24 protein-coding genes are annotated in these 23,590 nt (G+C 54.4%); 16 read left to right on the top strand and 8 right to left on the bottom strand.

Annotated features, from left to right (window positions below; translation table 11 throughout):
• Position 1 precedes the first annotated feature (1 nt).
• The gene (locus ABIC80_RS11675) at positions 2–1,234 is read left to right on the top strand and encodes an MDR family MFS transporter (RefSeq protein WP_042713939.1); all 1,233 of its coding nucleotides are present in this window, start codon (positions 2–4) and stop codon (positions 1,232–1,234) included.
• On the opposite strand, the gene ABIC80_RS11670 is transcribed toward ABIC80_RS11675, so the two are convergent.
• The 4 genes from ABIC80_RS11670 to ABIC80_RS11655 form a co-directional block, all read right to left on the bottom strand.
• Positions 1,199–4,273, bottom strand: a complete 3,075-nt coding sequence (locus tag ABIC80_RS11670; RefSeq protein ID WP_429177242.1) for an efflux RND transporter permease subunit — start codon at positions 4,271–4,273, stop codon at positions 1,199–1,201. The two genes, ABIC80_RS11675 and ABIC80_RS11670, sit on opposite strands and share 36 nt — an antisense overlap.
• Complete coding sequence (locus tag ABIC80_RS11665; RefSeq protein WP_429177239.1) at positions 4,270–5,388, bottom strand: efflux RND transporter periplasmic adaptor subunit; 1,119 nt, start codon at positions 5,386–5,388, stop codon at positions 4,270–4,272. The genes ABIC80_RS11670 and ABIC80_RS11665 overlap by 4 nt, the downstream gene beginning before the upstream one ends.
• Before the next feature lie 78 nt (positions 5,389–5,466).
• The gene (locus tag ABIC80_RS11660; protein ID WP_429177236.1) at positions 5,467–6,663 is read right to left on the bottom strand and encodes a sensor histidine kinase; all 1,197 of its coding nucleotides are present in this window, start codon (positions 6,661–6,663) and stop codon (positions 5,467–5,469) included.
• Positions 6,660–7,355 (bottom strand): response regulator, encoded by a 696-nt coding sequence (locus ABIC80_RS11655; protein WP_042713947.1) that lies wholly within the window; start codon positions 7,353–7,355, stop codon positions 6,660–6,662. Before ABIC80_RS11655 ends, ABIC80_RS11660 begins: the two co-directional genes overlap by 4 nt.
• A 110-nt stretch (positions 7,356–7,465) precedes the next feature.
• Here ABIC80_RS11655 and ABIC80_RS11650 point away from each other — a divergent pair, with 110 nt between their 5' ends.
• The 3 genes from ABIC80_RS11650 (at position 7,466) to ABIC80_RS11640 (ending at position 9,402) form a co-directional block, all read left to right on the top strand.
• Positions 7,466–8,254, top strand: a complete 789-nt coding sequence (locus ABIC80_RS11650; RefSeq protein ID WP_429177234.1) for a MipA/OmpV family protein — start codon at positions 7,466–7,468, stop codon at positions 8,252–8,254.
• Between the two features lie 133 nt (positions 8,255–8,387).
• Positions 8,388–8,945, top strand: a complete 558-nt coding sequence (locus ABIC80_RS11645) for a GNAT family N-acetyltransferase (RefSeq protein WP_312200924.1) — start codon at positions 8,388–8,390, stop codon at positions 8,943–8,945.
• A gap of 10 nt (positions 8,946–8,955) precedes the next feature.
• Positions 8,956–9,402: a GNAT family N-acetyltransferase gene (locus ABIC80_RS11640; RefSeq protein ID WP_429177231.1), complete on the top strand. Its 447-nt coding sequence runs from the start codon at positions 8,956–8,958 to the stop codon at positions 9,400–9,402.
• A 30-nt stretch (positions 9,403–9,432) separates the two neighbouring features.
• Here ABIC80_RS11640 and betA read toward each other — a convergent pair whose 3' ends face one another.
• Genes betA through betI form a run of 3 tightly spaced genes read right to left on the bottom strand, consistent with a single transcriptional unit; the run spans position 9,433 to position 13,221 of the window.
• On the bottom strand, positions 9,433–11,112 hold the full coding sequence (betA, locus tag ABIC80_RS11635; protein WP_305206943.1) for a choline dehydrogenase: 1,680 nt from the start codon (positions 11,110–11,112) through the stop codon (positions 9,433–9,435).
• Positions 11,113–11,138: 26 nt separating this feature from the next.
• Positions 11,139–12,611 (bottom strand): betaine-aldehyde dehydrogenase, encoded by a 1,473-nt coding sequence (betB, locus tag ABIC80_RS11630; RefSeq protein WP_429177228.1) that lies wholly within the window; start codon positions 12,609–12,611, stop codon positions 11,139–11,141.
• Between the two features lie 13 nt (positions 12,612–12,624).
• Entirely contained in the window at positions 12,625–13,221 is a 597-nt protein-coding gene (betI, locus tag ABIC80_RS11625; protein ID WP_023480351.1) for a transcriptional regulator BetI, read from the bottom strand.
• A 239-nt stretch (positions 13,222–13,460) separates the two neighbouring features.
• On the opposite strand from betI, the gene ABIC80_RS11620 reads away from it, so the two are divergent.
• The 12 genes from ABIC80_RS11620 (at position 13,461) to ABIC80_RS11565 (ending at position 23,181) form a co-directional block, all read left to right on the top strand.
• A complete protein-coding gene (locus tag ABIC80_RS11620) occupies positions 13,461–15,491 on the top strand; it encodes a choline transporter (protein ID WP_242389870.1) in 2,031 nt (676 codons plus the stop codon).
• A gap of 283 nt (positions 15,492–15,774) precedes the next feature.
• Positions 15,775–18,153: a type VI secretion system Vgr family protein gene (locus ABIC80_RS11615; RefSeq protein ID WP_429177225.1), complete on the top strand. Its 2,379-nt coding sequence runs from the start codon at positions 15,775–15,777 to the stop codon at positions 18,151–18,153.
• 8 nt (positions 18,154–18,161) lie between these two features.
• A complete protein-coding gene (locus ABIC80_RS11610; RefSeq protein WP_124970186.1) occupies positions 18,162–18,548 on the top strand; it encodes a hypothetical protein in 387 nt (128 codons plus the stop codon).
• A 67-nt stretch (positions 18,549–18,615) separates the two neighbouring features.
• Positions 18,616–18,993 carry a hypothetical protein gene (locus ABIC80_RS11605; protein WP_429177223.1) on the top strand — a complete coding sequence of 126 codons (378 nt, stop codon included), beginning with the start codon at positions 18,616–18,618 and terminating at the stop codon, positions 18,991–18,993.
• Positions 18,994–19,309: 316 nt separating this feature from the next.
• On the top strand, positions 19,310–19,678 hold the full coding sequence (locus tag ABIC80_RS11600) for a hypothetical protein (protein ID WP_429177220.1): 369 nt from the start codon (positions 19,310–19,312) through the stop codon (positions 19,676–19,678).
• Between the two features lie 81 nt (positions 19,679–19,759).
• Complete coding sequence (locus ABIC80_RS11595) at positions 19,760–20,137, top strand: hypothetical protein (protein ID WP_429177217.1); 378 nt, start codon at positions 19,760–19,762, stop codon at positions 20,135–20,137.
• Positions 20,138–20,237: 100 nt separating this feature from the next.
• Positions 20,238–20,642, top strand: a complete 405-nt coding sequence (locus tag ABIC80_RS11590) for a hypothetical protein (RefSeq protein WP_429177214.1) — start codon at positions 20,238–20,240, stop codon at positions 20,640–20,642.
• 51 nt (positions 20,643–20,693) lie between these two features.
• Positions 20,694–21,074, top strand: a complete 381-nt coding sequence (locus ABIC80_RS11585; RefSeq protein WP_429177212.1) for a hypothetical protein — start codon at positions 20,694–20,696, stop codon at positions 21,072–21,074.
• A gap of 98 nt (positions 21,075–21,172) precedes the next feature.
• Positions 21,173–21,544, top strand: coding sequence for a DUF3592 domain-containing protein (locus tag ABIC80_RS11580; RefSeq protein WP_429177209.1), 372 nt, complete (start codon positions 21,173–21,175; stop codon positions 21,542–21,544).
• A gap of 267 nt (positions 21,545–21,811) precedes the next feature.
• The gene (locus tag ABIC80_RS11575) at positions 21,812–22,195 is read left to right on the top strand and encodes a hypothetical protein (protein ID WP_429177206.1); all 384 of its coding nucleotides are present in this window, start codon (positions 21,812–21,814) and stop codon (positions 22,193–22,195) included.
• 23 nt (positions 22,196–22,218) lie between these two features.
• Entirely contained in the window at positions 22,219–22,590 is a 372-nt protein-coding gene (locus ABIC80_RS11570) for a hypothetical protein (RefSeq protein WP_429177203.1), read from the top strand.
• A 216-nt stretch (positions 22,591–22,806) separates the two neighbouring features.
• Positions 22,807–23,181 (top strand): hypothetical protein, encoded by a 375-nt coding sequence (locus ABIC80_RS11565; RefSeq protein ID WP_429177200.1) that lies wholly within the window; start codon positions 22,807–22,809, stop codon positions 23,179–23,181.
• On the opposite strand, the gene ABIC80_RS11560 is transcribed toward ABIC80_RS11565, so the two are convergent.
• Positions 23,178–23,567 carry a hypothetical protein gene (locus ABIC80_RS11560; RefSeq protein WP_429177197.1) on the bottom strand — a complete coding sequence of 130 codons (390 nt, stop codon included), beginning with the start codon at positions 23,565–23,567 and terminating at the stop codon, positions 23,178–23,180. The two genes, ABIC80_RS11565 and ABIC80_RS11560, sit on opposite strands and share 4 nt — an antisense overlap.
• Between the last annotated feature and the right edge of the window lie 23 nt (positions 23,568–23,590).

Raw genomic sequence — 23,590 nt, 5'->3', positions numbered from 1 at the left:
CATGTCCTTTCCCCACCTGCGGCCAGCGAAACAGCTCTGGCCGCCTGTTTTACTCGGTAGCCAGTTTGTTTTTAATATCGGCTTCTACGCCGTGGTGCCCTTTCTGGCGATCTTTCTGCGCGATGACTTACTGCTCTCCGGCGGGCTGATCGGCCTGGTGCTTGGGCTGCGCACCTTCTCGCAGCAGGGGATGTTCTTTATCGGCGGCGCGTTATCGGACCGCTTTGGCGCGCGCGTGATTATCCTCTGCGGCTGCATTATCCGCGTCGCGGGCTATTTGATGCTGGCCTTTGGCCACTCGCTGGGGCCGATCATTGTCGGTGCCTGCCTGACCGGGATCGGCGGCGCGCTCTTCTCCCCCTCGATTGAAGCGTTACTGGCGCGCGCCGGAGCCCAGAGCGAGAGCCAGGGCAAGCGCAGCCGCGCCGAGTGGTTTGCGCTTTTTGCCGTCTGCGGCGAACTGGGCGCGGTGCTCGGCCCGGTAGCGGGCGCGCTGATGACCGGCCTCGGCTTTCGCCAGGTGGCGTTAGCAGGTGCTGGGGTGTTTGTCGTGGCGCTGATTGTGCTCTTCTTCTGCCTGCCGCCCGCGCCGCCAAAACGCCAGACGCTGGCGGTCACGCCGTGGTGGACCACCTTTCGCCAGCCGCGCTTTGTCGCTTTTATCATCGCCTACAGCTCCTGGTTACTGAGCTACAACCAGCTCTACCTGGCGCTGCCGGTTGAGATCCAGCGCGCGGGCGGTAGCGAAAAAGATCTCGGGCCGCTGTTTATGCTGGCCTCGGTGCTGATTATCACCCTGCAACTGCCCCTCGCCCGCTTAACGCGCCGCATTGGTGCCGCGCGCATGATGCCGGTGGGCTTTTTGCTCATCTCTGCAAGCTTTGCCAGCGTCGCGCTTTGCGCTGCCAGCACGCCGCCTGCGGGCTGGATGCGGCTGCTGCCCGCCATCAGCTTCGTCTCGTTATTAACCCTCGGACAGATGCTGCTGGTGCCTGCGGCGAAAGATATGGTGCCGTGGTTCGCTGACGACGCCACGCTCGGCGCGCACTATGGCGCGCTGGCGACGGCGGGCGGTTTTGCCGTGCTGGCGGGCAACCTGCTGTTTGGCAGCCAGCTCGACCGGGCGTTAACCCCCTCGGTTGAGGCGATCTACCCCTGGTTGCAGCTGGCTATCTTCCCGCTCTGTAGCGCGGTGGCCTTAATCTTTATCTGCCGCCCGATGCGCAGGGGCTAAGCGGGCGCTCAGTTGCAGCACCAGGCTGAACGCGGCGGGTAACACCGTCAGCGTCACCAGCGTTGCCACCAGCAGCCCGCCGATAATGGCGTAAGCCATCGGCCCCCAGAACACCTGATGGGAGATGGGGATCATGCCGAGGATCGCCGCACAGGCGGTCAGCATAATCGGCCGCGCGCGGTGCTCCGACGCGGCGATAATCGCCTCATCAGGCTGCATCCCAAGGTGCAGATTGCTGTCCACTTCGCTAATCAGGATCACCGCGTTGCGGATGATCATCCCCGCCAGTGCAATTACCCCCAGCAGCGCGACAAATCCCATTGGCGTGCCGGTCGGCAGCATCGCCAACACAATTCCCGGCAGGCCAAACGGTGCCATGGTGACGGCCAGCAGCATGCGCGAGAAGCGCTGAAGCTGAACCATTAATAGCAGCAGCATAATAATCAGCGTCACCGGCAGCACGGCATACACTGAGCCGTTGCCCTTGTCCGACTCGGCAACGGTGCCGCCCTCTTCAATGCGATACCCGGCAGGCAACTGGGCGCGCAGCTTATCCACCGTCGGGCGCAGACCGGACGATACCGCTTCCGCGCGCAGGCCCGGCGCGAGATCCGTCTGCACGGTGATAAAGGGCAGCCGCTGATGACGCCAGATCACCGGGTCGTCCAGCCCCCACTCCAGCGTCGCCACTTCGCTCAGCGGAATTTTTGTGCCGTTAGACGTCGGCAGCATCAAGGTGCCGAGCGTACCGATGTCGAGCCGCTCGCGATCGTTACCGCGCAGCACTACGTCCACCAGCCGATCGTTATCCCGCACCGTGGTGAGCGTCGCGCCGGACCAGACGGTATCAAGCATCCGGGCAATGCTTTCCGAGGAGACGCCCGCCGCACGCGCGGCGGTCTGATTAACCTGTAAGCGGATCATCCGCTCCGGCTCCCCGGCGGTCAGGTTCACTTCCCGGGTCAGCGGCGAGCCGCCAATCTGCGCCGCCAGCTGATGCGCCAGCGTCTGCACTTTTGCATAATCCGGCCCGCTCACGCGGTAGCGCACCGGCCAGCCCACCGGCGGCCCCAGCTCCAGCGGTGACACGCGAGAGGTAATCGCGCTGAACTGCTTTGCCAGCAGCGTCTCCAGCTGTTGACGCAGCCGGTCACGGGCGGCGAGATCTTTTGCCACCACCACCAGTTGCGCGGTGTTTTCGTTGTCCTGCAAAACATCCATCGGCAGATAAAAACGCACCGCGCCGGAGCCGACGTAGCTGCTGTAGCGATCGAGATCCTCATTACCGGCCATCGCCCGCTCAAGGCGCTCCACCTGCTTTTGCGTCTCGGTCTGCGAGGCGTTCGCGGGCAGCGAGAGCGTCACCAGCAGCTCCGGGCGATCGGAGGCGGGGAAAAACTCCCCCTGCAAATAGGTGGTGCCGACCAGCGACAACCCCAGCGCCAGCAGCGCCAGTGCCAGCGTGGTCAGCCGCCAGCGCAGCGCGAGGCGCAGCAACGCCTGATAGCCGCGCTTCAGCCTGCCAACGCGATCGCCGTGCTTATCGATGCGCGCGGGCAGCAGCCAGGTGCCGGTGAGCGGAGAGAAGAGGATCGCTACCACCCACGAGCAGAGCAGCGCGATCAGCACCACGGCAAACAGCGAGTAGCAGTACTCCCCGGCGCTGGAGGCGGCGAAGCCGACGGGAATAAACCCGGCGATCATCACCAGCGTGCCGGTGAGCATCGGAAAGGCGGTGGTTTTGAAGGCATAGGTAGCGGCCTGCCTGCGCGACTCCCCCGCTTCCAGGCGCGCGACCATGGTTTCAACGGTGATCATCGCATCATCCACCAGCAGACCGAGCGCGATAATCAGCGCGCCGAGGGAGATGCGTTGCAGGCCGATCCCGGCGAGCATCATCCCGGCGAAGGTCATCGCCAGCACCAGCGGAATGGCGGCGGCCACCACCAGACCCGCGCGCAGGCCCAGCGAGACAAAGGAGACGGCGAGCACAATCACCACCGCTTCCACCAGCACGCGGACAAAACCGCTCACCGCCCCGCTCACCACCTGCGACTGATCGGCCACTTTCACCATCTCAATGCCGTGCGGCAGCTGGGCCTGGATCTGCGCCATACGCGCATCCAGCGCCTTGCCAAAGCGCAGCATATTCCCGGTCGAAGCCATCGAGATCGCCAGCCCCAGCGCCGGTTGCCCGTTAACGCGAAACTGCGGCGCGGGCGGCTCTGCGGCCTGGCGGGTGACGGTGGCGATATCGGTGAGCGGAATATAGCGATCGTTGATATGCAGCGTCACCGCCCGCAGACTCTCTTCGCTGCTTAACGCGCCGCTAACGCGCAGCGCCACGTTATCCTCACCGGTGCGGATGGTACCGGCGGGCGCGATGGCGTTTTGTGCCTTCAGCGCTGTGCTGATCTGCTCAATATCGAGCCCCATTCCCGCCAGTTGACGCGGGGAGAAGGCGATAACAATCTGCTCCTGCTGATCGCCTATCAGGCTTATCTTACCGATATCGTTCAGCGACATCAGGCTGCGGCGGATGGTCTCCAACCGATCGCGCAGTTCACGCGGCGAGTAACCGTCGGCGGTAAAGCCATAGATGGTGCCGAAGGTGTCATCAAACTCATCGTTGACCTGCGGCCCCTGCGCGCCCTGCGGCAGATCGGCGGCGCTGTCCTGCATCTTTTTCCGCACCTGGTACCAGATGTCGGGCACCGCTTTTGGTGGTGTGTCATCGCGCAGGTTGACGTTGATAATCGTGCTGCCAGCGCGGGTTTCGCTCTCAATAAAATCGAGATGCGGAACCTCCTGTAACTTCTTCTCCAGCACGTCGGTGACCAGTTGCGTTGTCTCTTCGACGCTGGCACCCGGCCACTGAGCGGTGACGACCGCCGTTTTGATGGTGAATGCCGGATCTTCATTACGCGGCAGCTGCTGGTAGCAGAGCACGCCCATCACTATCACCAGCAGCATAAAAAAGGTGACCAGTTGCTGATGTTCCAGCGCCCAGGCAGAGAGGTTAAAGCGCGAGCGTTTCATGGCTGCAACTCCCCGGCGATCACCTGCTCACCAGCGCGCAATTTGCTGACGCCCGCAGTAATGACTCTGTCGCCGGGGCGCAGGCCGGAACGGATAAACACCGATGAGGCGCTGTAGCCGCCCAGCGTCACCGCGCGCGGCTGCGCCCGGTTTTTCTCATCAATCACAAACAGCGCCGGTTGTTGACCAAGGCGGCTTAATGCCGGGGCAGGTACCGCGAAGCCTGCGGATGCTGATTCCGGCAGCGCAATGGTGGCGCTGGCGCCGAGCGCCATCGCAGCAGGCGGGTTTGCCAGCGCCAGCCGCACCTGCCAGGTGCGCGTCTGCGGATCGGCCTGCGGGCTGATATCGCGCAGGCTGCCGCTCGCCTTCACCGACGGATCCGCCAGCAGCGCAACGGTGAACGTTGCGTTTGATGCCAGCTGGCGCGGGTCGGCAACGGCAAACACCACGTCGCGCGCCTCGCTGGTGGCGAGGGTAAAGACCGCCTGCCCGGCGCTGACCACCTGCCCGGCAGAGGCGTTCACGCGCGTGATAATGCCATCTGCCGGGGCGACCAGTTGCGTCCAGTTCAGATTCTGCTCGGCATTGCGTAATGCAGCAGTGCTGCTTTTCAGTTTTGATGCTGCCGACTGCCAGTCGGCGCGGGCGCTGTCGAGCTGCGTGCGGGCAATCGCGCCGGAGGGCATTAACGCCTGCATCCGTTTCAGATTCAGCGCCGCCACCTGCTCAGCCGCGCGGGCGCTCTCCACATCGGCGCGGGCGCTGGCGAGCTGGTTTTTACCGGTTTCGCTCTCAAGGGAGGCCAGCACCTGCCCGGCATGCACCCGCGCGCCAATATCCACCTCACGGGAAATCATGCGGCCATCCAGGCGGAAAGCCAGCGTTGTCTCATCATGAGCACGGATCTCGCCGGTGCGCACCGTTTGCGGGTTTGCCGCACTGTTAGCGACGACCAGGTAACGCACCGGACGCAGCGGGGCCGGTTTGTCGGTTTTTTTCTCGCCACAGCCGGTCGCAGCCAGCGCCAGCACTATCAGCAGAGGAAGCCCGCGCACAGCGTGCAAAAGCCTGTGTGCGAGCGGGCGTGCGTAAGGGATAAACTGTTCTGACATAGCGCCACTCCGAATAGGTAATGGCGCTATTACAGGCGTGACGCGTCGAGATTCAGCCCACGTTTCGTCAAGGTTTTATCAAGGCTGCAACTTTTCTTGCGCCTCAACAATGTGGGGAAGGTGAAGGGTGATCGCCAGCCCGCCCGCTTCCGGCAGCGCGGCGCTGATGCTGCCGCCGTGGGCATGGACAATCGCCTGGGCGATGGATAACCCAAGGCCGCTGCCGCCGGAATGGCGCGCGCGCGAGGTATCGGCACGCGTGAAGCGATCAAACATCAGCGGCAGAAAATCAGCCTCCACGCCGGGGCCGTCATCGGTGAAATCAATTAAATAGCCGCTCGCCTGCGATGTGAGGGTGATAAACAGATGGCCGCCCTGCCGGCCGTAACGCACCGCATTCTCCATCAGCACGGTAAAGACCTGCCCTAAGCGGAAGGCGTCGCCCTCCAGCGGCGCGGGCGTTGGCGCTGTCAGGGTAAAGGTGAACCCGGCGGCGTCGGCCTGCGGTTTCATCCACGCCGCGCGTTCGCGCAGCAGATCATCTAAGAGCAGCGGCTGGCAGTTGAGCATCAGCTGCCCGGCGTCGGCCAGTGAGAGCAGGTGCAGCTCATCGGTTAAGCGGCGCAGCAGTTGTAATTGCTTCATCACCATCGACATCTGCGCAGGGCTTGGCTCAAACACGCCATCCAGCATCCCCTGCAGGCGACCAATCGCGGCAGTAAGCGGCGAGCGCAGTTCGTGAGCCATCGCCACGTGGGAGGCGCGCAGTTCACGCTCATAGCGCGCCAGCTGGCGGGTCATGCCGTTAAAGTCGCTGGCAAAGCGCACCATTTCGGCGGGCGCCTCTTTTACCAGTTCGGCTTGCGCACCAAATGCCCCCTGCGTCACCTCTTCGGCGGCGTCCCGCAGGCGGCTAAATTGCAGGGTCAGTGGGCGGGCATAGCGCAGCCCCATAAAGACGATAAAGGGGATCATCACCAGCACCAGCACGCTGACCAGGATCCAGTCCGTCGAGGCGATAGAGGGGGTGGAGTAGCTCAGCCCCCACCAGGTGTCGACGATTTCGTGAAAGCGCGTCGGGTTGATCTCCGGGTTCTCTTTCAACAGCAGAAACTCGGCGCGCACCGGCGCAGGCATGGCGTGCAGGATCCAGACAGTCTGCACGGCGTAGCGCAGCCACATACAGAGCGCGATGATGATCACCGTACCGATCGCCAGCGCAAGGATACGCACGCAAATCCAGCGCCAGAGTGACTGTTGAGCTAAATTTTTCATGGCTGAGAGAACCTGTAACCGACGCCGCGCACATTGCTTAACACGCCGCTGACACCCGCGTTTTCCAGCTTTTTACGCAGGTTGTAGACGTGCGTATCGACCACCCGCTCCAGCGCTTCGCTTTCGGGCAGGCAGTGCTCCAGCAGATGCTGGCGGGAGAAAGCACGCGTGGGATGGCGCATCAGTGTCGTAAGCAGGGAGAATTCCGTCGGCGTCAGCTCCAGCGCGCGCGTCTGGTTATCTTCTTGCGTGACGGTCACGCTAATGGCGACGGTGTCGACCGCAAGGTTGTGCCAGCGCAGCACCTCCTCCTGGGTTTCCGCGCGCTGCGTGCGCCGCAGTACCGCCTGCACGCGCGCTACCACTTCGCCGGGGTGATAGGGCTTCACCACATAATCATCCGCGCCGTAACGCAGTGCGCCAATGCGATCCGGCGCATCGCCGAGCGCCGTCACCATGATCACCGGCACATCGCTTTTGCGCCGCAGCGCCGCCAGCACTTCGCTGCCGTTCATGCCGGGCAGCATCACATCGAGCAGGATCAGATCGGGCTTGCAGCGCTGCGCCAGCTCCAGCCCGGCCAGGCCGTCGCTCGCCAGCGTCACCTCATAATTTTCACGGCGCAGATAGGCCTCCAGCACGCCCGCCGCATCCGCGTCATCCTCAATCACCAGCACTCTTTTCGCCACCATTTCCCCACCTTGACCGTTTCTTAACACTTTGCTGACGGTTTATTGATACGACCTGTCTATGTTCCCTTTCAGCGCTTGCGCACACCCTTTCCCACCGACGAGATGTGACGATGATAACCAGAAAACGTACGTTGTATAGCCTCTGCGCCCTGCTGGCAGCCACCGCCTCTGCGGCGCACGCCGATGATGATCCATCGGCACAAAATGGCGTAACTGTAGGCATCGGCGCACAGTCTGCGCCGCGCTATAGCGGTTCAGACAAGCAGCGCCTGCAATTCGTTCCGCTGATTCAGGCACGTGATAATGCCCTCTTCATTGATTCGCAAAAGGGCATCGGTTACGACCTGCAAAGCGATAACGGCCTCTATCTCGAACATACGCTCGGTTACGGCCTCGGCCGCGATGAGAGCAACTCCTCCTGGCGCGACGGGGCCAATAACCTGAAAGGGATGGGGAAAATCGATGCAACGATGAATACGGCGTTTGCCGTCGGCTGGTCGATCACGCCGTGGCTCTCCGTTGAAGGTAAAGCGACGCTGCCGCTGACCGACAGCCAGGGTGTGCAGTATCAAACCTCGGTGACGCTGCTGCCGGTGCAGAGCGCCAGCGATACCGTGGCACTCCAGTCCGCTGCCCTGTTTGGCGACAGCCGTTACATCAACACCTTTTATGCCGTCAGCGCGCGGCAGAGCCAGCGCAGCGGTTTTCGCCCCTATGATCGCGCGGGCGGTTTCTACGGCGTCAACAGCTCGCTCACCTGGAGCCATCAGTTCGACGAACACTGGGGAACACTGCTGAGCGCGGGCTACACCTGGCTTGGCGATCGCGCGGGCGACAGCCCGATTGTCTCGCAACGTAATGAGGGAACCGGCACGCTTGCCGTGACCTGGACCTTCTGAACAGGGGGGAAGATCGTGAAAAAAGAGGATTATCAGCTGGTGGGGAAGATCTGGTTTGGCTGCTTTCTGGTTTACCTGGGTGCCTATCTGACATATATCTCTTTGTAATGATTGCCAACAAAACAGCGATGAGATGAATAAAGACGCCCACACTAACGCCCTTTGCCTCGACACGCCACGGCTGGTCTGCACGCAAATCGAGGCCCAGGATCGCGATTTTTTTAGCCGCCTGATGGCGAGCAATGAGGTGCAGCATTACATCTCCGACGCGCGCGCGCCAGAGGAGATCGAGGAGGCTTTCACCGCCCGCTTGCCGCCCTGGCAGCCGGGGAGCGCGCACTGGCTCTGCCTGGTGGTGCGCGACAGAGCGAGCGGTGAAAGGCTCGGCGTCACCGGCTATATCCATCGCGAAGCGGACTGCGCCGAAGTGGGGTTTCTCTTTGCTCCCGAGGCGCAGGGAAAAGGCTATGCGCGCGAGTCGTTACAGGCGGTGTGCGATTTCGCCTTCCATAAAGGCGGCATCCGGCGGCTAACGGCGATGGTCACCGCCGGCAATCACCCCTCTCGCCGCCTGCTGGAAAAGGTGGGGTTTGTGCTGGAGGGCGAGCTGCGCGAGAGCTACTGGCTGCATAACCGCTGGCACAATGACTGGCTGTTTGGCCTGCTGCGCCAGGATTATCTCCATCAATAACGAGGGTGTTATGTCACTAAACATCACCGCCATTACCCCGGCAGTCGACGGTTTTCAGGCGCTAAAACAGGCGAGCGTGGTGGAAGGATTTAATATGCTGCGCAGGCTTGAGGAGAACTGGCTCAATCAGCACAACCGCTTTGATAAGCCTGGCGAAATGCTGCTGGGCGCGTTGCTTGACGGCCAACTGGTCGGCGTTTGCGGGCTGAATATCGACCCGTTTGTGCAGGGAGATCGCGCAGGCCGGGTGCGCCACCTCTACGTTGCCGCAGCCTATCGCAGCCAGGCGGTGGGTAGCGCGCTTTTGAGAGAGATTGTCGCCCAGGCCGCGCAGAGCTTTGACAATCTCTACACGCATGCACCGCAGGCGGCGTTCCGCTTTTACCAACGCGCAGGCTTTGTGCCAACGGAAGGGATTGAGCGGGTGACGCACTGCCTGCGGCTGGGGCAAAACTAGCCGGTAAGAGAGCCCTACCGGCTGCTGGCGCTACGCGCGCATCGGCTCGCCGCGCACCGGGCGGTCGCCCGCCACGAAGTAGTCGGCATTGCTGCGCGGCAGCGGCGTGCGGCCACGGATATTATCGGCAATCTTCTCGCCAATCATAATGGTGGTGGCGTTCAGGTTACCGGTGATGATCAGCGGCATAATCGAGGCATCGACTACGCGCAGCCCTTGCAGGCCGTGCACGCGCCCTTCCCCGTCCACTACCGCCATCTCGTCGCTGCCCATTTTGCAGGTGCCGCACGGATGGTAGGCGGTTTCGCCGTGGTTACGCACAAACTCATCCAGCTGTTCATCGGTCTGGCACTCGATACCGGGGCTGATCTCACGCCCGCGATACTTATCCAGCGCTGGCTGGTTGATGATCTGGCGTGTAATGCGGATCGCATCGCGGAACTCCTGCCAGTCCTGCTCGTGGGCCATGTAGTTAAACTGAATGGCCGGGTGCATACGCGGATCGCGCGATTTCAGGCGCACAAAGCCGCGGCTCGGCGAGCGCATGGAGCCAACGTGGCACTGGAAGCCGTGGGCTTCAACCGCGTTGCTGCCGTTGTAGTTAATCGCCACCGGCAGGAAGTGGTACTGAATGTTCGGCCAGGCGAACTCTTCCCGGCTGCGGATAAAGCCGCCGCCTTCGAACTGGTTGCTGGCACCAATACCGGTGCCGTTAAACAGCCACTCCGCGCCGATTTTCGGCTGGTTCCACCACTTCAGCGCCGGGTAGAGCGACACCGGCTCTTTGCACTCGTACTGCAGGTACATTTCGAGGTGATCCTGCAGGTTTTCCCCGACGCCCGGCAGATCGTGCACCACGGGAATATCGAACTTCTTCAGCAGATCTGCCGCACCGACGCCGGAGCGTTGCAGGATCTGCGGCGACGCGATGGCACCCGCGCAGAGCAGCACTTCGCGGCGCGCATGCACCTGCTGCGGCGTGTTGCTGGCACCGTGCAGATACTCAACGCCCACCGCCCGCTTGCCGTCGAACAGAATGCGATCGGTGGTGGCATGGGTGATGATGGTCAGGTTGGCGCGCTTTTTCGCGGTATCAAGATAGCCACGCGCGGTGCTCGAGCGACGCCCTTTCGGCGTCACAAAGCGATCCATCGGGCCAAAGCCCTCTTGCTGATAGCCGTTGAGATCCTCGGTGCGCGGATAGCCCGCCTGCACGCCCGCTTCGATCATCGCTGCAAACAGCGGGTTGTTGCCCGGTTTGCAGGTGGTGATGCTGACCGGGCCTTCGCCGCCGTGGTAGTCGTTCGCGCCAATATCGCGCGTTTCCGATTTACGGTAGTAAGGCAGGCAGTCGAGATAGGTCCAGCGCTCAAGCCCCGGTTCCTGTGCCCAGTTATCGAGATCCATCGCGTTGCCGCGCACGTAGCACATGCCGTTGATCAATGACGATCCGCCCAGCCCTTTGCCGCGCCCGCACTCCATGCGGCGGTTGTTCATGTGCGGCTCGGGCTCGGTTTCATACGCCCAGTTGTAGCGTTTGCCCTGCAACGGGTACGCCAGCGCCGCAGGCATCTGCGTGCGGAAATCAAAACGGTAATCGGGACCGCCCGCTTCAAGCAGCAGCACGTTGACGTCGCTATCTTCGGTCAGTCTTGTTGCCAATACGTTCCCTGCGGATCCGGCTCCGATGATGATGTAATCAAATTCCATTAGTCGCTCCTCAGGTTAAAATTCACTCAAAATACAGACTGAAAACGGGTCATTTCGAGCTGCACAGACTTCACCTGGGTGTAGTTTTGCAGCGTCATCAGGCCGTTTTCACGCCCGATGCCGGAGTGCTTGTAGCCACCCACCGGCATTTCGGCGGCGGATTCGCCCCAGGTGTTGATCCAGCAGATCCCCGCTTCAATCTGATGAATGACGCGGTGCGCGCGGTTGAGATCCTGCGTCACCACGCCAGCGGCCAGACCGAAGTCGGTAGCGTTGGCGCGGCGCACCACTTCCTCTTCGCTTTCATAGGTGAGGATCGCCATCACCGGCCCGAAGATCTCTTCGCGCACAATGGTCATCTCGTCGCGGCAGTCGGTAAAGACCGTCGGCGCAACCCAGGCACCGTTATCGAACTCACCGCCAGCCAGACGTTTACCACCGCAGAGCAGACGCGCGCCTTCACTGATGCCGGATTCGATATAGCGCATCACGTTGTCGCGATGCGGGAAGCTGACCAGCGGCCCGAAGTTGGTGGCTGGATCGTTAGGATCGCCCGCTTTAATACGCGCCACGCGATCGGCGATCTTCACTTCAAACTCGGCCTGCCATTTCGCCGGAACAAACACGCGCGTGCCGTTGGTGCAGACCTGGCCGGAGCTGTAGAAGTTGGCCATCATCGCGATATCGGCGGCGAGATCGAGATCCGCATCTTCAAAGATGATCAGCGGCGATTTACCGCCCAGCTCCATGGTGACCTCTTTCAGGGTCGAACCGGCGGCATTCGCCATCACTTTTTTACCGCTGGCCACGCCACCGGTGAAGGAGACTTTGTCGATGCCCGGATGTTCGGTCAGCAACTGGCCGGTGACCGCGCCGCTGCCCGGCAGAACGTTAAAGACGCCGTCCGGCAGGCCCGCTTCGGTGTAGATTTCCGCCAGTTTCAGGGCGGTGAGCGGTGTGACTTCGCTCGGTTTGAAGATCATCGCGTTGCCCGCAGCCAGCGCCGGTGCGGATTTCCACAGCGCGATCTGGATCGGGTAGTTCCATGCGCCGATACCGGCAACCACGCCAAGCGGCTCGCGGCGAGTGTAGACAAAGGAGGTGTCGCGCAGCGGGATCTGCTGCCCTTCCAGCGACGGGATCAGCCCGGCGTAGTACTCCAGCACATCCGCGCCGGTGACAATATCAACCGCCTGGGTTTCGCTCAGCGGCTTACCGGTGTCGAGGGTTTCCAGCGCGGCCAGCTCGTCATTGCGCTCGCGCAGAATATCGACCGCGCGACGCAGGATGCGTGAGCGCTCCATCGCCGTCATCGCGGCCCAGATTTTCTGGCCTTTACGCGCGCTTTCTACCGCGCGATCGACATCGGCCTGCGCCGCTTCGTGCACTTCGGCTAATACTTCGCCGTTGGCCGGGTTGATGGTCTGGAATGTTTTTCCAGCCGCGGCGGGAACGTATTGACCATCAATATAGAGCTGCTGTTCTGCGAATCGGGACATGATTCCTCCTTCCTCAGGGATTCTCTGCGCCAGCCAACTGCTGGCGGATGAATTGGGTGGTGAGCGTTCGGGCAACGTCCGGGTTGAACGGTTTGCCGCTCAGGGCTGCGCGCAGCCACAGGCCATCAATTAATGACGCCAGGCCGTGCGCTGCAAGCCGGGCCTGTTCGCGCGGCAATTCGCGGCGAAACTCCGCCGTCAGGCTGGAGAAGAGGCGTCGGCTGCTGACCCGCTCAAGGCGGCCCAGCTGCGGTTGATGCATGCTGCTGGCCCAGAAGTCGAGCCACGCTTTCATCGCTGCGCTGTGTACCTGAGTTTCGTCGAAGTTACCGTCGACAATCGCCAGTAAACGCGCTTCGGTTGTGGCCTGGGCTAACGGTTTCAGGCGTACCGCCACCGCATCGCGCAGCTGGCGCGTGATGTCGCGCATGGTGGCTTCCAGCAGGCCGTTTTTGTCCTTGAAGTAGTGGCTGATGATGCCGGTCGATACCCCGGCCCGGCGCGCAATCTGCGCAATGGTGGCGTCGTTGATCCCGACGTCGTTGATCGTATCCAGGGTCGCATCAATCAGTTGCCGACGGCGTATCGGCTGCATTCCCACCTTTGGCATGACTCCCTCTTCCACCGCAAAGTAAGGGCTCTATTTAATCTTTTTTTGATTGCACGTTCAATATAAAAAAAGAATTTGTTAAGGTAATGTACCTGCGCTGTTACAAAAACGAAGCGGCAGTGTGTAAGCTGTAGCAGGCTCAATCCGTAACAAAAATGAGGGAAAAACAACAAGAAAAGAGGCAGCACGTTGCAAGTAATCTTTTGATTTATTTACAGGAAATTAACCAGAGGTAACCGATGATTAATCCACCTGCCAGTGAAAAAGACAGAATCAATCCTGTGGTGTTCTACACCTCCGCCGGACTGATTCTGACATTTTCACTTGTCACCATTCTCTATAGCGATCTCGCCGCGGCGTGGATCCAGACCACCGTTAACTGGGTGTCGTCCACCTTTGGCTGGTACTACATGCTGGCCGCCACGCTCTATATCGTCTTTGTGGTCTATATGGCCTGTTCCCGCTACGGGGCGATCAAGCTCGGGCCAGAGCAGTCCAAACCGGAGTTCAGCCTGTTAAGCTGGTCGGCGATGCTGTTTGCCGCCGGGATCGGCATCGATCTGATGTTCTTCTCCGTCGCTGAACCGGTGACGCAGTATATGCAGCCGCCGGAAGGCGCCGGGCAGACGATGGAGGCCGCGCGACAGGCGATGGTCTGGACGCTGTTCCACTACGGCTTAACCGGCTGGTCGATGTACGCCCTGATGGGAATTGCGCTCGGCTACTTCAGCTACCGCTACAACCTGCCGTTAACCATCCGCTCGGCGCTCTACCCGATTTTTGGTAAACGCATTAATGGCCCGATTGGCCACACGGTGGATATCGCAGCGGTGATCGGCACCATTTTCGGTATCGCCACCACCCTCGGTATTGGCGTGGTGCAGCTTAACTACGGTCTGAAAGTGCTGTTTGATGTGCCGGAAGGGTTAACCGCGCAGATGGCGCTGATTGTGCTGTCAGTGGTTATCGCCACCATTTCGGTCACCTCCGGCGTCGATAAAGGTATTCGCATCCTTTCTGAACTGAATGTCGCGCTGGCGCTCGGGCTGATCCTGTTTGTGCTGTTTATGGGCAAAACGGATTTCCTGCTCAACGCGCTGGTGCTGAACGTGGGCGATTACATCAACCGCTTTATGGGCATGACGCTGAACACCTTTGCCTTTGACCGCCCGACGCAGTGGATGAACAGCTGGACGCTCTTCTTCTGGGCCTGGTGGGTGGCGTGGTCGCCGTTTGTCGGCCTGTTCCTTGCGCGCATCTCACGCGGTCGTACCATCCGCGAGTTCGTGCTCGGTACGCTGATCATTCCGTTTACCTTTACCCTGCTGTGGCTGTCGGTGTTTGGTAACGCCGCGCTGTATGAGATCATTCACGGCGATGCCGGTTTTGCCCAGGAAGTGATGTCCCATGCCGAACGCGGCTTCTACAGCCTGCTGGCGCAGTACCCGGCGTTTAAACTGAGCGCCTCGGTTGCCACCATTACCGGCCTGCTCTTTTACGTCACTTCGGCGGACTCCGGCTCGCTGGTGCTGGGTAACTTCACCTCGAAGCTGAAAGATATCAACAGCGATGCGCCGAACTGGCTGCGTATCTTCTGGTCGGTGGCGATTGGTGTGCTGACGATGGGGATGCTGATGACCAACGGCATTTCTGCCCTGCAAAACACCACGGTGATCATGGGCCTGCCATTCAGCTTTGTGATCTTCTTTGTGATGGCGGGGCTTTATAAGTCGCTGAAGGTGGAAGATCATCGCCGCGCCAGCGCCAGCCGTGAAACCGCACCCTATATTCCGGCGAGTAACGATCGCCTGAGCTGGAAAAAGCGTCTCTCGCGCCTGATGAACTACCCGGGTACGCGCTACACCCAGCAGATGATGGAGACGGTAATCTACCCGGCAATGCAGGATGTGGCGAAGGAGCTGGAACTGCGCGGCGGTCGCGTTACGCTGGAGAGTGTGCCTGCGGAGGATGATAAACCGCTCGGCCATCTCGATTTGCGCGTGCTTCTCGGCGACGAGCAGGACTTTGTTTACCAGGTCTGGCCGCAGCAGTACTCCGTTCCCGGCTTTACCTACCGCGCGCGCAGCGGTAAGTCGCACTACTTCCGTCTGGAGACCTTCCTGTTAGAGGGCAGCCAGGGGAATGACCTGATGGATTACAACAAAGAGCAGGTGATTATCGATATTCTCGATCAATATGAACGCCACCTGAACTTTATCCATCTGCACCGCGAAGCGCCCGGCGCAAATATTGTTTACCCACAGATGTAACGACATAAGGCCACGCAAGTGGCCTTATTTTTTCAGGCAGATGAATTTGCGCTAAATGACGGTGTTTTTAGGAAAAGTCTGCAAATACGACTCAGCTTTTCAATTTCATGCGTTGCGCTCTGTATCTGAAGATGTCGATCTGTAAAATGTCGTCTTTCATGGAATGGTTGCGGATTGACATTAAACGTTTATTCCCGCCAACCGTGAGCACAGCAAAAAACCAAAAAAAGAAACACCTCGCAAACCTTTGAACGCGCGGGGCAATAGCTCCGGGAGAGTTGCTATGTTTGACCGTATCACCGTCACCCCGCCAGCCGGCGCCGAGTCGCTGATGTTCTGGAAACTTAACGGCACAGAAGTGATGTCGCGATCCTTTGCACTGAACGTCACGATGTTAAGTGAAGATGGCAATATTGACCGTAGAGCGCTATTAGGGAAACCCTTAACTATTAAGGTGCCAACCCAAAGCCTGCAACCACGCTATTTCAACGGCAAAATTACCGAGGTGAATCTGCAAAGCACCGAGCTTGATGGTGTGCGTTACGCAGTATATCTCCTGAAAATTGAATCCGATTTATGGCCGCTGCTGCGCGACCGTAACCAGCGTATTTTCCAGAACCAGCGCGTGCCGGACATTATTAAAACCGTGCTGTCGGAATATGGTGTTAAAACGGAAGATAAGCTGACCGGCGACTACCGTAACTGGGAGTATTGCGTTCAGTACCAGGAGAGCAGCTACAACTTTATTAGCCGCCTGATGGAGCTGGAAGGGATCTACTTCTACTTCCGCCATGAGGCGGATTCCCACACCATGGTGCTGATGGATGCGGCAGAGCATCATGAACCTTTCAGCGGATATGAAGTTATCCCCTATCACGCCACCCTTTCCGGCGGGTCGACGGATAAAGAGGGTATTGGTCAGTGGGCGATCAGCGAACGCGTTACGCCCGGCCTTTACAGCATCGATGATTACGACTTCCGCAAGCCGAATGCGTGGATGTTCCAGGCGCGGCAGAACCCTGCTTCGCCCTCACCCGGCCAGATTGACTATTACGAGTGGCCGGGCCGTTTTGTCGAGCATTCGCACGGTGAGTTTTACGCCCGTATCCGCCAGGAGGAGTGGCAGGCCGAGCAGCAGCGCATTGACGCCAACGGCACGGCGCTTGGTATCACGCCGGGTTATACCTTTACCCTCGGCAACCCGCCTTTTGCCGGCAGCAGCAACGATTATCTCGTCGTCAGCGCCGCCTACACGCTGGAAGAGAACAGCTACGCCAGCGGCAGCGCTTCCGACACTATTCATCAGATTCAGTTTGTGGTGATACCGGCGGCAACCACCTTCCGTTCGGCACAACGCACGGAGTGGCCACGCACACACGGCCCGCAGACCGCCCGCGTGGTCGGCCCGCAGGGTGAATCCATCTGGACCGACCGCTATGGGCGCGTGAAGGTGAAGTTCCACTGGGATCGTCATGCAAAAGGCGATGACACCAGCTCCTGCTGGGTACGCGTATCCAGCGCATGGGCTGGCCAGGGCTTTGGTGGGGTGCAGATCCCACGCGTCGGCGATGAGGTGGTTATCGACTTTATTAACGGCGACCCGGATCGTCCGATTGTCACCGGTCGCGTCTATAACGAAGCGAGCATGCCGCCGTGGGAGCTGCCGGGCGACTCAACCCGTATGGGCTTTATGACCCGCAGTAAAGACGGCAACAAAGATAACGCCAGCTATCTCTTCTTCGAAGATAAGCTCGGCAACGAGTCGGTTGACCTCCACTCCGAGCGGGATATGAATGTCTCCGTTGAAGGGATCCACAAGGAGACTGTGCATAAAGAGACGATCTATAACCATAAGCTCACCCGTGCCATAACGGTGGAAGATCACGACACGCAGACCTTTAATAAAGGACAGACCATCTGTGTGAGCGCTGAAGGCCGTAAAGAGACGATTGTCGATAACGAGACCAAATCAGTCACCGGTTACTCCGACAACAGCTATACCAAGAATCTGGTGATCAAAACCGACGCCTCGGTCAGTACCCTGGCGGCAGATAAGATCATGTATGAAGTGCCGGAAGTGGTGTTTGGCCAGGTGGTGAATGCGGAGGGTCAGGAGTCGGCGGTAACACCGGTGCCTTTTGATATCAGCAAACCGGTGGGGCCCGTAATGTCGGCGCCAGGATCAATGCCTTCCCCGGCTGACTATATGTCTTCAGCTTCATCAAGTGCCATTGGCGCCGCCACGAAAGTGACCTACAAGAAAGGCGTAGTGACACACATCGAAGGGGTCGATAAGTTAACGGTCGATCAGAACCACATTGTCGACATCCATGGTAATGCATCGAGGAACATTCAGGGCGTGCTCACCGAGACAGTGCTTGGGGAGATGAACCTTTATTCTCCAAGTAAGATAACCATCAAAAGTGATACGCAAGTGAATGTCGATACGCCATGGGCTGTTGAAACAAAATGGACAGCTGTAGGTTGCAGTGCGTTTACTGCCTCTATGGTAGGCTTTTCCACTGGAATAACAACGACTAAGTTGGAAAGTAATTCCGTAAACGTTGTCTGGAATAACGGCATAAAATTCAAAGTTGGTAGGTTTCAATCCAGCAATTACGCGTTGGCATTCAAGAACGCAGTGTTAACATCATTCATATGAGGTTTAGTGTGGAAATATTTTTAAAAGGGTTCCTTTATATATCCGTTGGCATTGTGGTTTTAGCAATCTGTATTACTACAGTCAAAAGCTTAATTGAAAAAAAAATAGCTAAAGAGATTATGACAGATCCTTGCTATATAGAAGCAATAATCACAGAAATTATGCCAGGCACGCCGACCTCTTATGGCATAGTAAACATTACAGTTACTTATGAGTTTACTGCTAATAATGGGAAAACTTACAAGAAGGAAAAAATTCTGACGGCCATTAAAACAATGGATTTACAAAAATTCAATGAGGGATCGACTATTCCTGTCGTTTATCTTAAAAGCGATCCATCGAAGAATATGTTGAACATGAGGAATGCGATGGAAGATTACAAGCGATTTGGGTAAAAACGTAAGTTTGAGTTTTTGCAACAAGTAGTTAGACACGCATAAGGACTATAAGTATTTTTAATTTATGGTTATGGACATCCTTTCTTATATCATGCCGAAACTTGCATGGTTCATTCCTTTATGTATTTTAATCTTCGTTGTATATGTTTTTATTAAAAACAGAGAATCAGATAAGCTCGACGATTATATAAAAGAGAATGGCGTTGATGTTGAGGGGACTATGACAGTAATCAAGCCAGATGCAGCTCAAACCATAAACAATAAAATAGTTGCTGTCATCACAGTGCAGTATGATTTTGAAGGGAGAAGCATAACTTCGAAGCGTGGCCTTAGCTTTTATATAACGGATAAAGATAAGTTTGAAGTTGGAAATAAAATCAGGATAAGGATAAACCCTGGCAATCCGACACAGTTCTATTATCCTGATTACAGAACGTACTAAAGAGATGAACCAGCGTTAGTATAACTACCCAGCTTTTTTATTTGCCACTGTGTTCTCTCGGCAAAACTACGATTAAAAGTGGCACCGAGATAATTTTCAACCATGTAATAATATATTGAAAAATAGTATTTTCCAGGCATCAGAACTGTTAACCTCCGGACAATTATTTCATAAGGGATTACAATAACAAAAATGGAAAATAATTCTATAACAGTTATTTTTAATAATGTATTGAAATATGAGGCAGGCTACCCCCAACATATCAAATTAAGTTTGGCGATAAATAAAGAAGTTGAACTTGCGTTATAGGTCTATTATGGATATATTATTAAAAGCTTATTATTATATTTTTGTTGGAGTTGCCGCAACAGCGATATTTTATTTGGTAGCCAAAAGTTTAATTGACAAAAAAATAGCTGCGGACATCTTAAAAGATCCTTATTATGTGGATGCAACTATAACTGAAATTATGCCGGGCACACCAAGTAGTTATGGCATTGTAAATATTACGGTTGATTACTTTTTTAAGGCTATAAATGGTCAGACATGCACGAAAAAAAACGTTCTGACCGCGATCAAAACAATGGATTTGCAGAAGTTCAAAGTGGGTTCAACAATACCCGTTGTTTATCTTAAAAATAACCCATCAAAAAACATGTTGAATATGAAAAATGCAGCAGAATAATAAACTCTTTCTACTAAAATCGTGACTTTAGTTTTAAAAAATAAACCAAAAGCATGAATAGAAATATAGGACCGTTAAATTATGGTTATGGACTTCCTTTCTTATATCATGCCTAAACTTGCATGGATCATTCCTTTATGTATTTTAATCTTCGTTGCATATGTTTTTATTAAAAACAGAGAATCAGATAAGCTCGACGATTATATAAAAGAAAATGGCGTTGACGTTGAGGCAACAATGACAGTAATCAAGCCAGATGCAGCTCAAACCATAAACAATAAAATAGTTGCTGTCATTACAGTGCAGTATGAGTTTGAAGGGAAAAGCATAACTTCTAAGCGTGGTCTTAGCTTTTATATAACGGATAAAGATAAGTTTGAAGTTGGCAATAAAATAAAGATAAGAATAAACCCTGGCAATCCAGGGCAGTTCTATTATCCTGATTACAGGACGTACTAAATAGTTACATCAAAAAACATGGTAACTACTGCTTTTTTATAGCAAGCAGTCTGTGACTTTGATGTAATGCCTTCTAACTCATTTCACTTTAAGAATTGATATGATTGACATATTACTGAAAGCGTTAGTTTACATATTCGTTGGCGCTGCGGTGTTAGCCATCTGTATTACAACTGTCCAAAATTTTATTGATAAAAAAACAGTTAAAAAGATTATGACAGATCCCTGCTATGTTGATGCAACCATTACGGAAATCATGCCGGGCACACCAAGCAGTTATGGGCTCGTCAATATCACGGTCGATTACTCATTTACAGCCATAAACGGCGAGGTTTACACAAAAAAAAACGTCCTGACCGGGATTAAGACGATGGACCTGCCAAAATTCAATGTAGGTTTCACCATCCCCGTTGTTTACCTTAGAAACGATCCGTCAAAAAACATGCTTAATATGAGAAATGCGATAGAGGATTACGTACGGTTTGAATGGAAAAAGAGATTCTGATATTACTGCATAACTAGCTTTCAACTAAAACAATAAGGATTGAAATATAAAATGATGGAACTACTCTCTTATATAATGCCTAAACTTGCCTGGGCCATCCCCGTTAGTTTACTGTTTTTTGCCGGTTACATCGCTTATAAGATAAGCGAATCCAACAAAACGGATGCGTATATTAAAGATCGTGGAATTAATATTGACGCCACTATTACTGAAGTAAATCCTGATGAGATTCAGGAAGTTAATAACAGAATAGTTGCGCTGGTATCGGTAAAATATAACTTTGGCGGCATGCTTATCAATGCAAAACGCGGCCTACGCTATTACCTTACTGATAAAGAAAAATTTAAACCTGGAAAGATGATTGTCATCAGAGTTCATCCTGACAAGCCGACCATCTTTTATTACATCGGGTACGAAAATGGGCGACTGTAAATAGGGGGAAAAACCGTACCTGCGTACACCGATTTTCACAGTTACGTTTTTTTCGAAAATAACTCTTTCTCAGTGAGAAATATTAAAGGCAAAACATTATGGAAGTTATATCTTATGTCATGCTGAAGTTAGCCTGGATGATACCTTTGACTGCTATGATTTTTGTTGCTTACGTAATCTTCAAAAATAAGCAGTCCGATAAAATCGATGCATTCATTAAAAAAAACGGCATTGATCTGGACGCCACAATAGTGGAAATCATTCCAGATAAATATCAAAGAATTAATAATAAGATAGTTGCGGTGATTACAGTGCATTATGCTTTTCAAGGAAAAACCGTAACCTCTAAACGTGGCCTAAATTTTTATATAACGGACAAAGATAAATTTGAGGTTGGAAGTAAAATCAGAGTAAGAATTAATCCTGCCAATCCGACGCAATTTTATTATCCTGATTACAGGACCTATTAAATAACAATACAGAACTGTATCATGGCTGCCTGTTAGCGCTAAATGCCATAAATCCGGTAGCCGTATCCTTATTCTGGTTGATGACATGTGGTTTTATAATTTTTTAAATAATAGAAAAAACAATCGATTATCTTATTATAATATATTTAACAACATAGCATGCTCAATGATAGTTTTTTTGCTAAAAAACAGCCAAATTGTGTCGAAATTAATATCAATATGAACGATTCGTGTTAGAATATTTTTATTATCTTATATGGATTCAGTATGGATAGCTTTCTTAAAACGATACACATCATACTTATTACATTAGTGGTATTTGCCATCGCTCACTCATTAACAAGAGGTGTAATCGAGCGTTTTACCAAAAAGAAAATCCTTAGCAACCCTTGTTATATTGACGCAACTATTTTGCAGATACAATCGAAATTATCACCGAACAGCGAGTTTGCTTATATTCATGTTGAATATTCATTCATCGCAGAAAACGGTACGGAATATAAAAAAAGGAATGCGCAAATAAATATCAAAGCTAGCGAACTTCAAAATTACATTCAAGGAGCACCCATTCCTGTGGTTTATTTAAAAAGTAACCCTAATAAAAATATGCTTGATATGCGTGACGCAGCGCTTGATTATAAAAGACGATAATTACTATATCTGATGGAGTATCTATGCACCTTCTCTCCTGGATTATGCTAAAGCTGGCATGGCTTATCCCCCTGGCAGGCCTGATTTTTGCGGGCTACGTGGCCTTCCTTACCCATAAAAGCAATAAAAGAGATGCCAATATTAAAGAGAATGGCGTTGATATAGAGGCCATTATCACGGAGGTCGTTCCTGATAAATATCAAAGAGCCAATAATAAATTCGTTAGTGTTGTTACGGTGAAATATATCTTTTCAGGGCAAATCATTACCTCGAAAAGAGGCATCAGAGTTTATGTCACAGATAAGGATAAAATTCAAATGGGGAAACCATTAAGAATAAGAGTAAACCCTGCCAATCCTGCTGATTTTTACTACCTCGATTATGAAAACTGTTAACGACAGAACGTGCAGTGCATGACGGGTTACATCTTTTCTAATTTGTATAAGCGGATAATCATTTAATTATTCTTTGTGATCAATTCAGCATGATAGACGTTCTTAAAACCGACTCGGCTAAAAACAGCTAGATCGCCAAATTAGAAAAGCCTATAATATTCAGTACAATATAGCCACACATAGTCAACATCTTAATCACGGAGAAACAGAACTATCATGATGGAATTTTTATCAACCGTTTCACCAAAGTTAGGCTGGTTTATTACTGGCGGCATGCTGCTTGTTTTCGTTTATATCGGTATAACTAACTGGCAAAGCCAGTCCAAAGATGCAAAAACCAAACAAAATGGCACTGACCTTAAGGCAAATATCGTTGATTTAAAACTTGATGAGCGTCAGGGCGTTAATAATCATCTTACGGCAGCCGTGACGGTGAAATATATTTTCAAAGGAGAGGAAGTTATCGCCAAACGTGGTATTGCTTTCCCTTTTATTGAAAAGGATCAGTTTTTTCCTGGTGCCGAAGTCAATATCCGTGTCGACAATGAGACCGGGAAACACTTCTATTTTAGCGATTACAAAACCTATTAACTCCGTGGTGTTGCGGGGCAACTGCCCTCCTGTTTGCTACGCACTTTCACCAGCACCTGATGCAACTGCCCGATGGAGAGATCGCGTACCACGGGCTCTGGCTCGCCGCGCAACCAGCGAAAAAAATAGCAGATGCCGAGTAGATCGAGACCTTCGCTTGTAAAGAGGTACTCGTTCTCCTTTAGCGAGAAAAGCGAGCGGAAATCCTCTTCATCCGTTTCAAAACGTACAGCAAAAAACTTCTCTGCTTCTTCAAGAAGCTCAACGCCGTCATCACCGCAAATACCCAGATCCTCTTCCAGCAACGTGCTTTCATCGATCGCTTTGCGCGTACGTCCCGAAAACTCACGCACAAAAGCAATCACCTCTTCTACGCTCGGGCTCACTGTTGCACTCCTCTCGCCCGGCT

Source organism: Kosakonia sp. 1610 (genome assembly GCF_050435845.1).
Lineage (GTDB): Bacteria > Pseudomonadota > Gammaproteobacteria > Enterobacterales > Enterobacteriaceae > Kosakonia > Kosakonia cowanii.
This window is presented reverse-complemented; position numbering and strand designations above follow the sequence as displayed.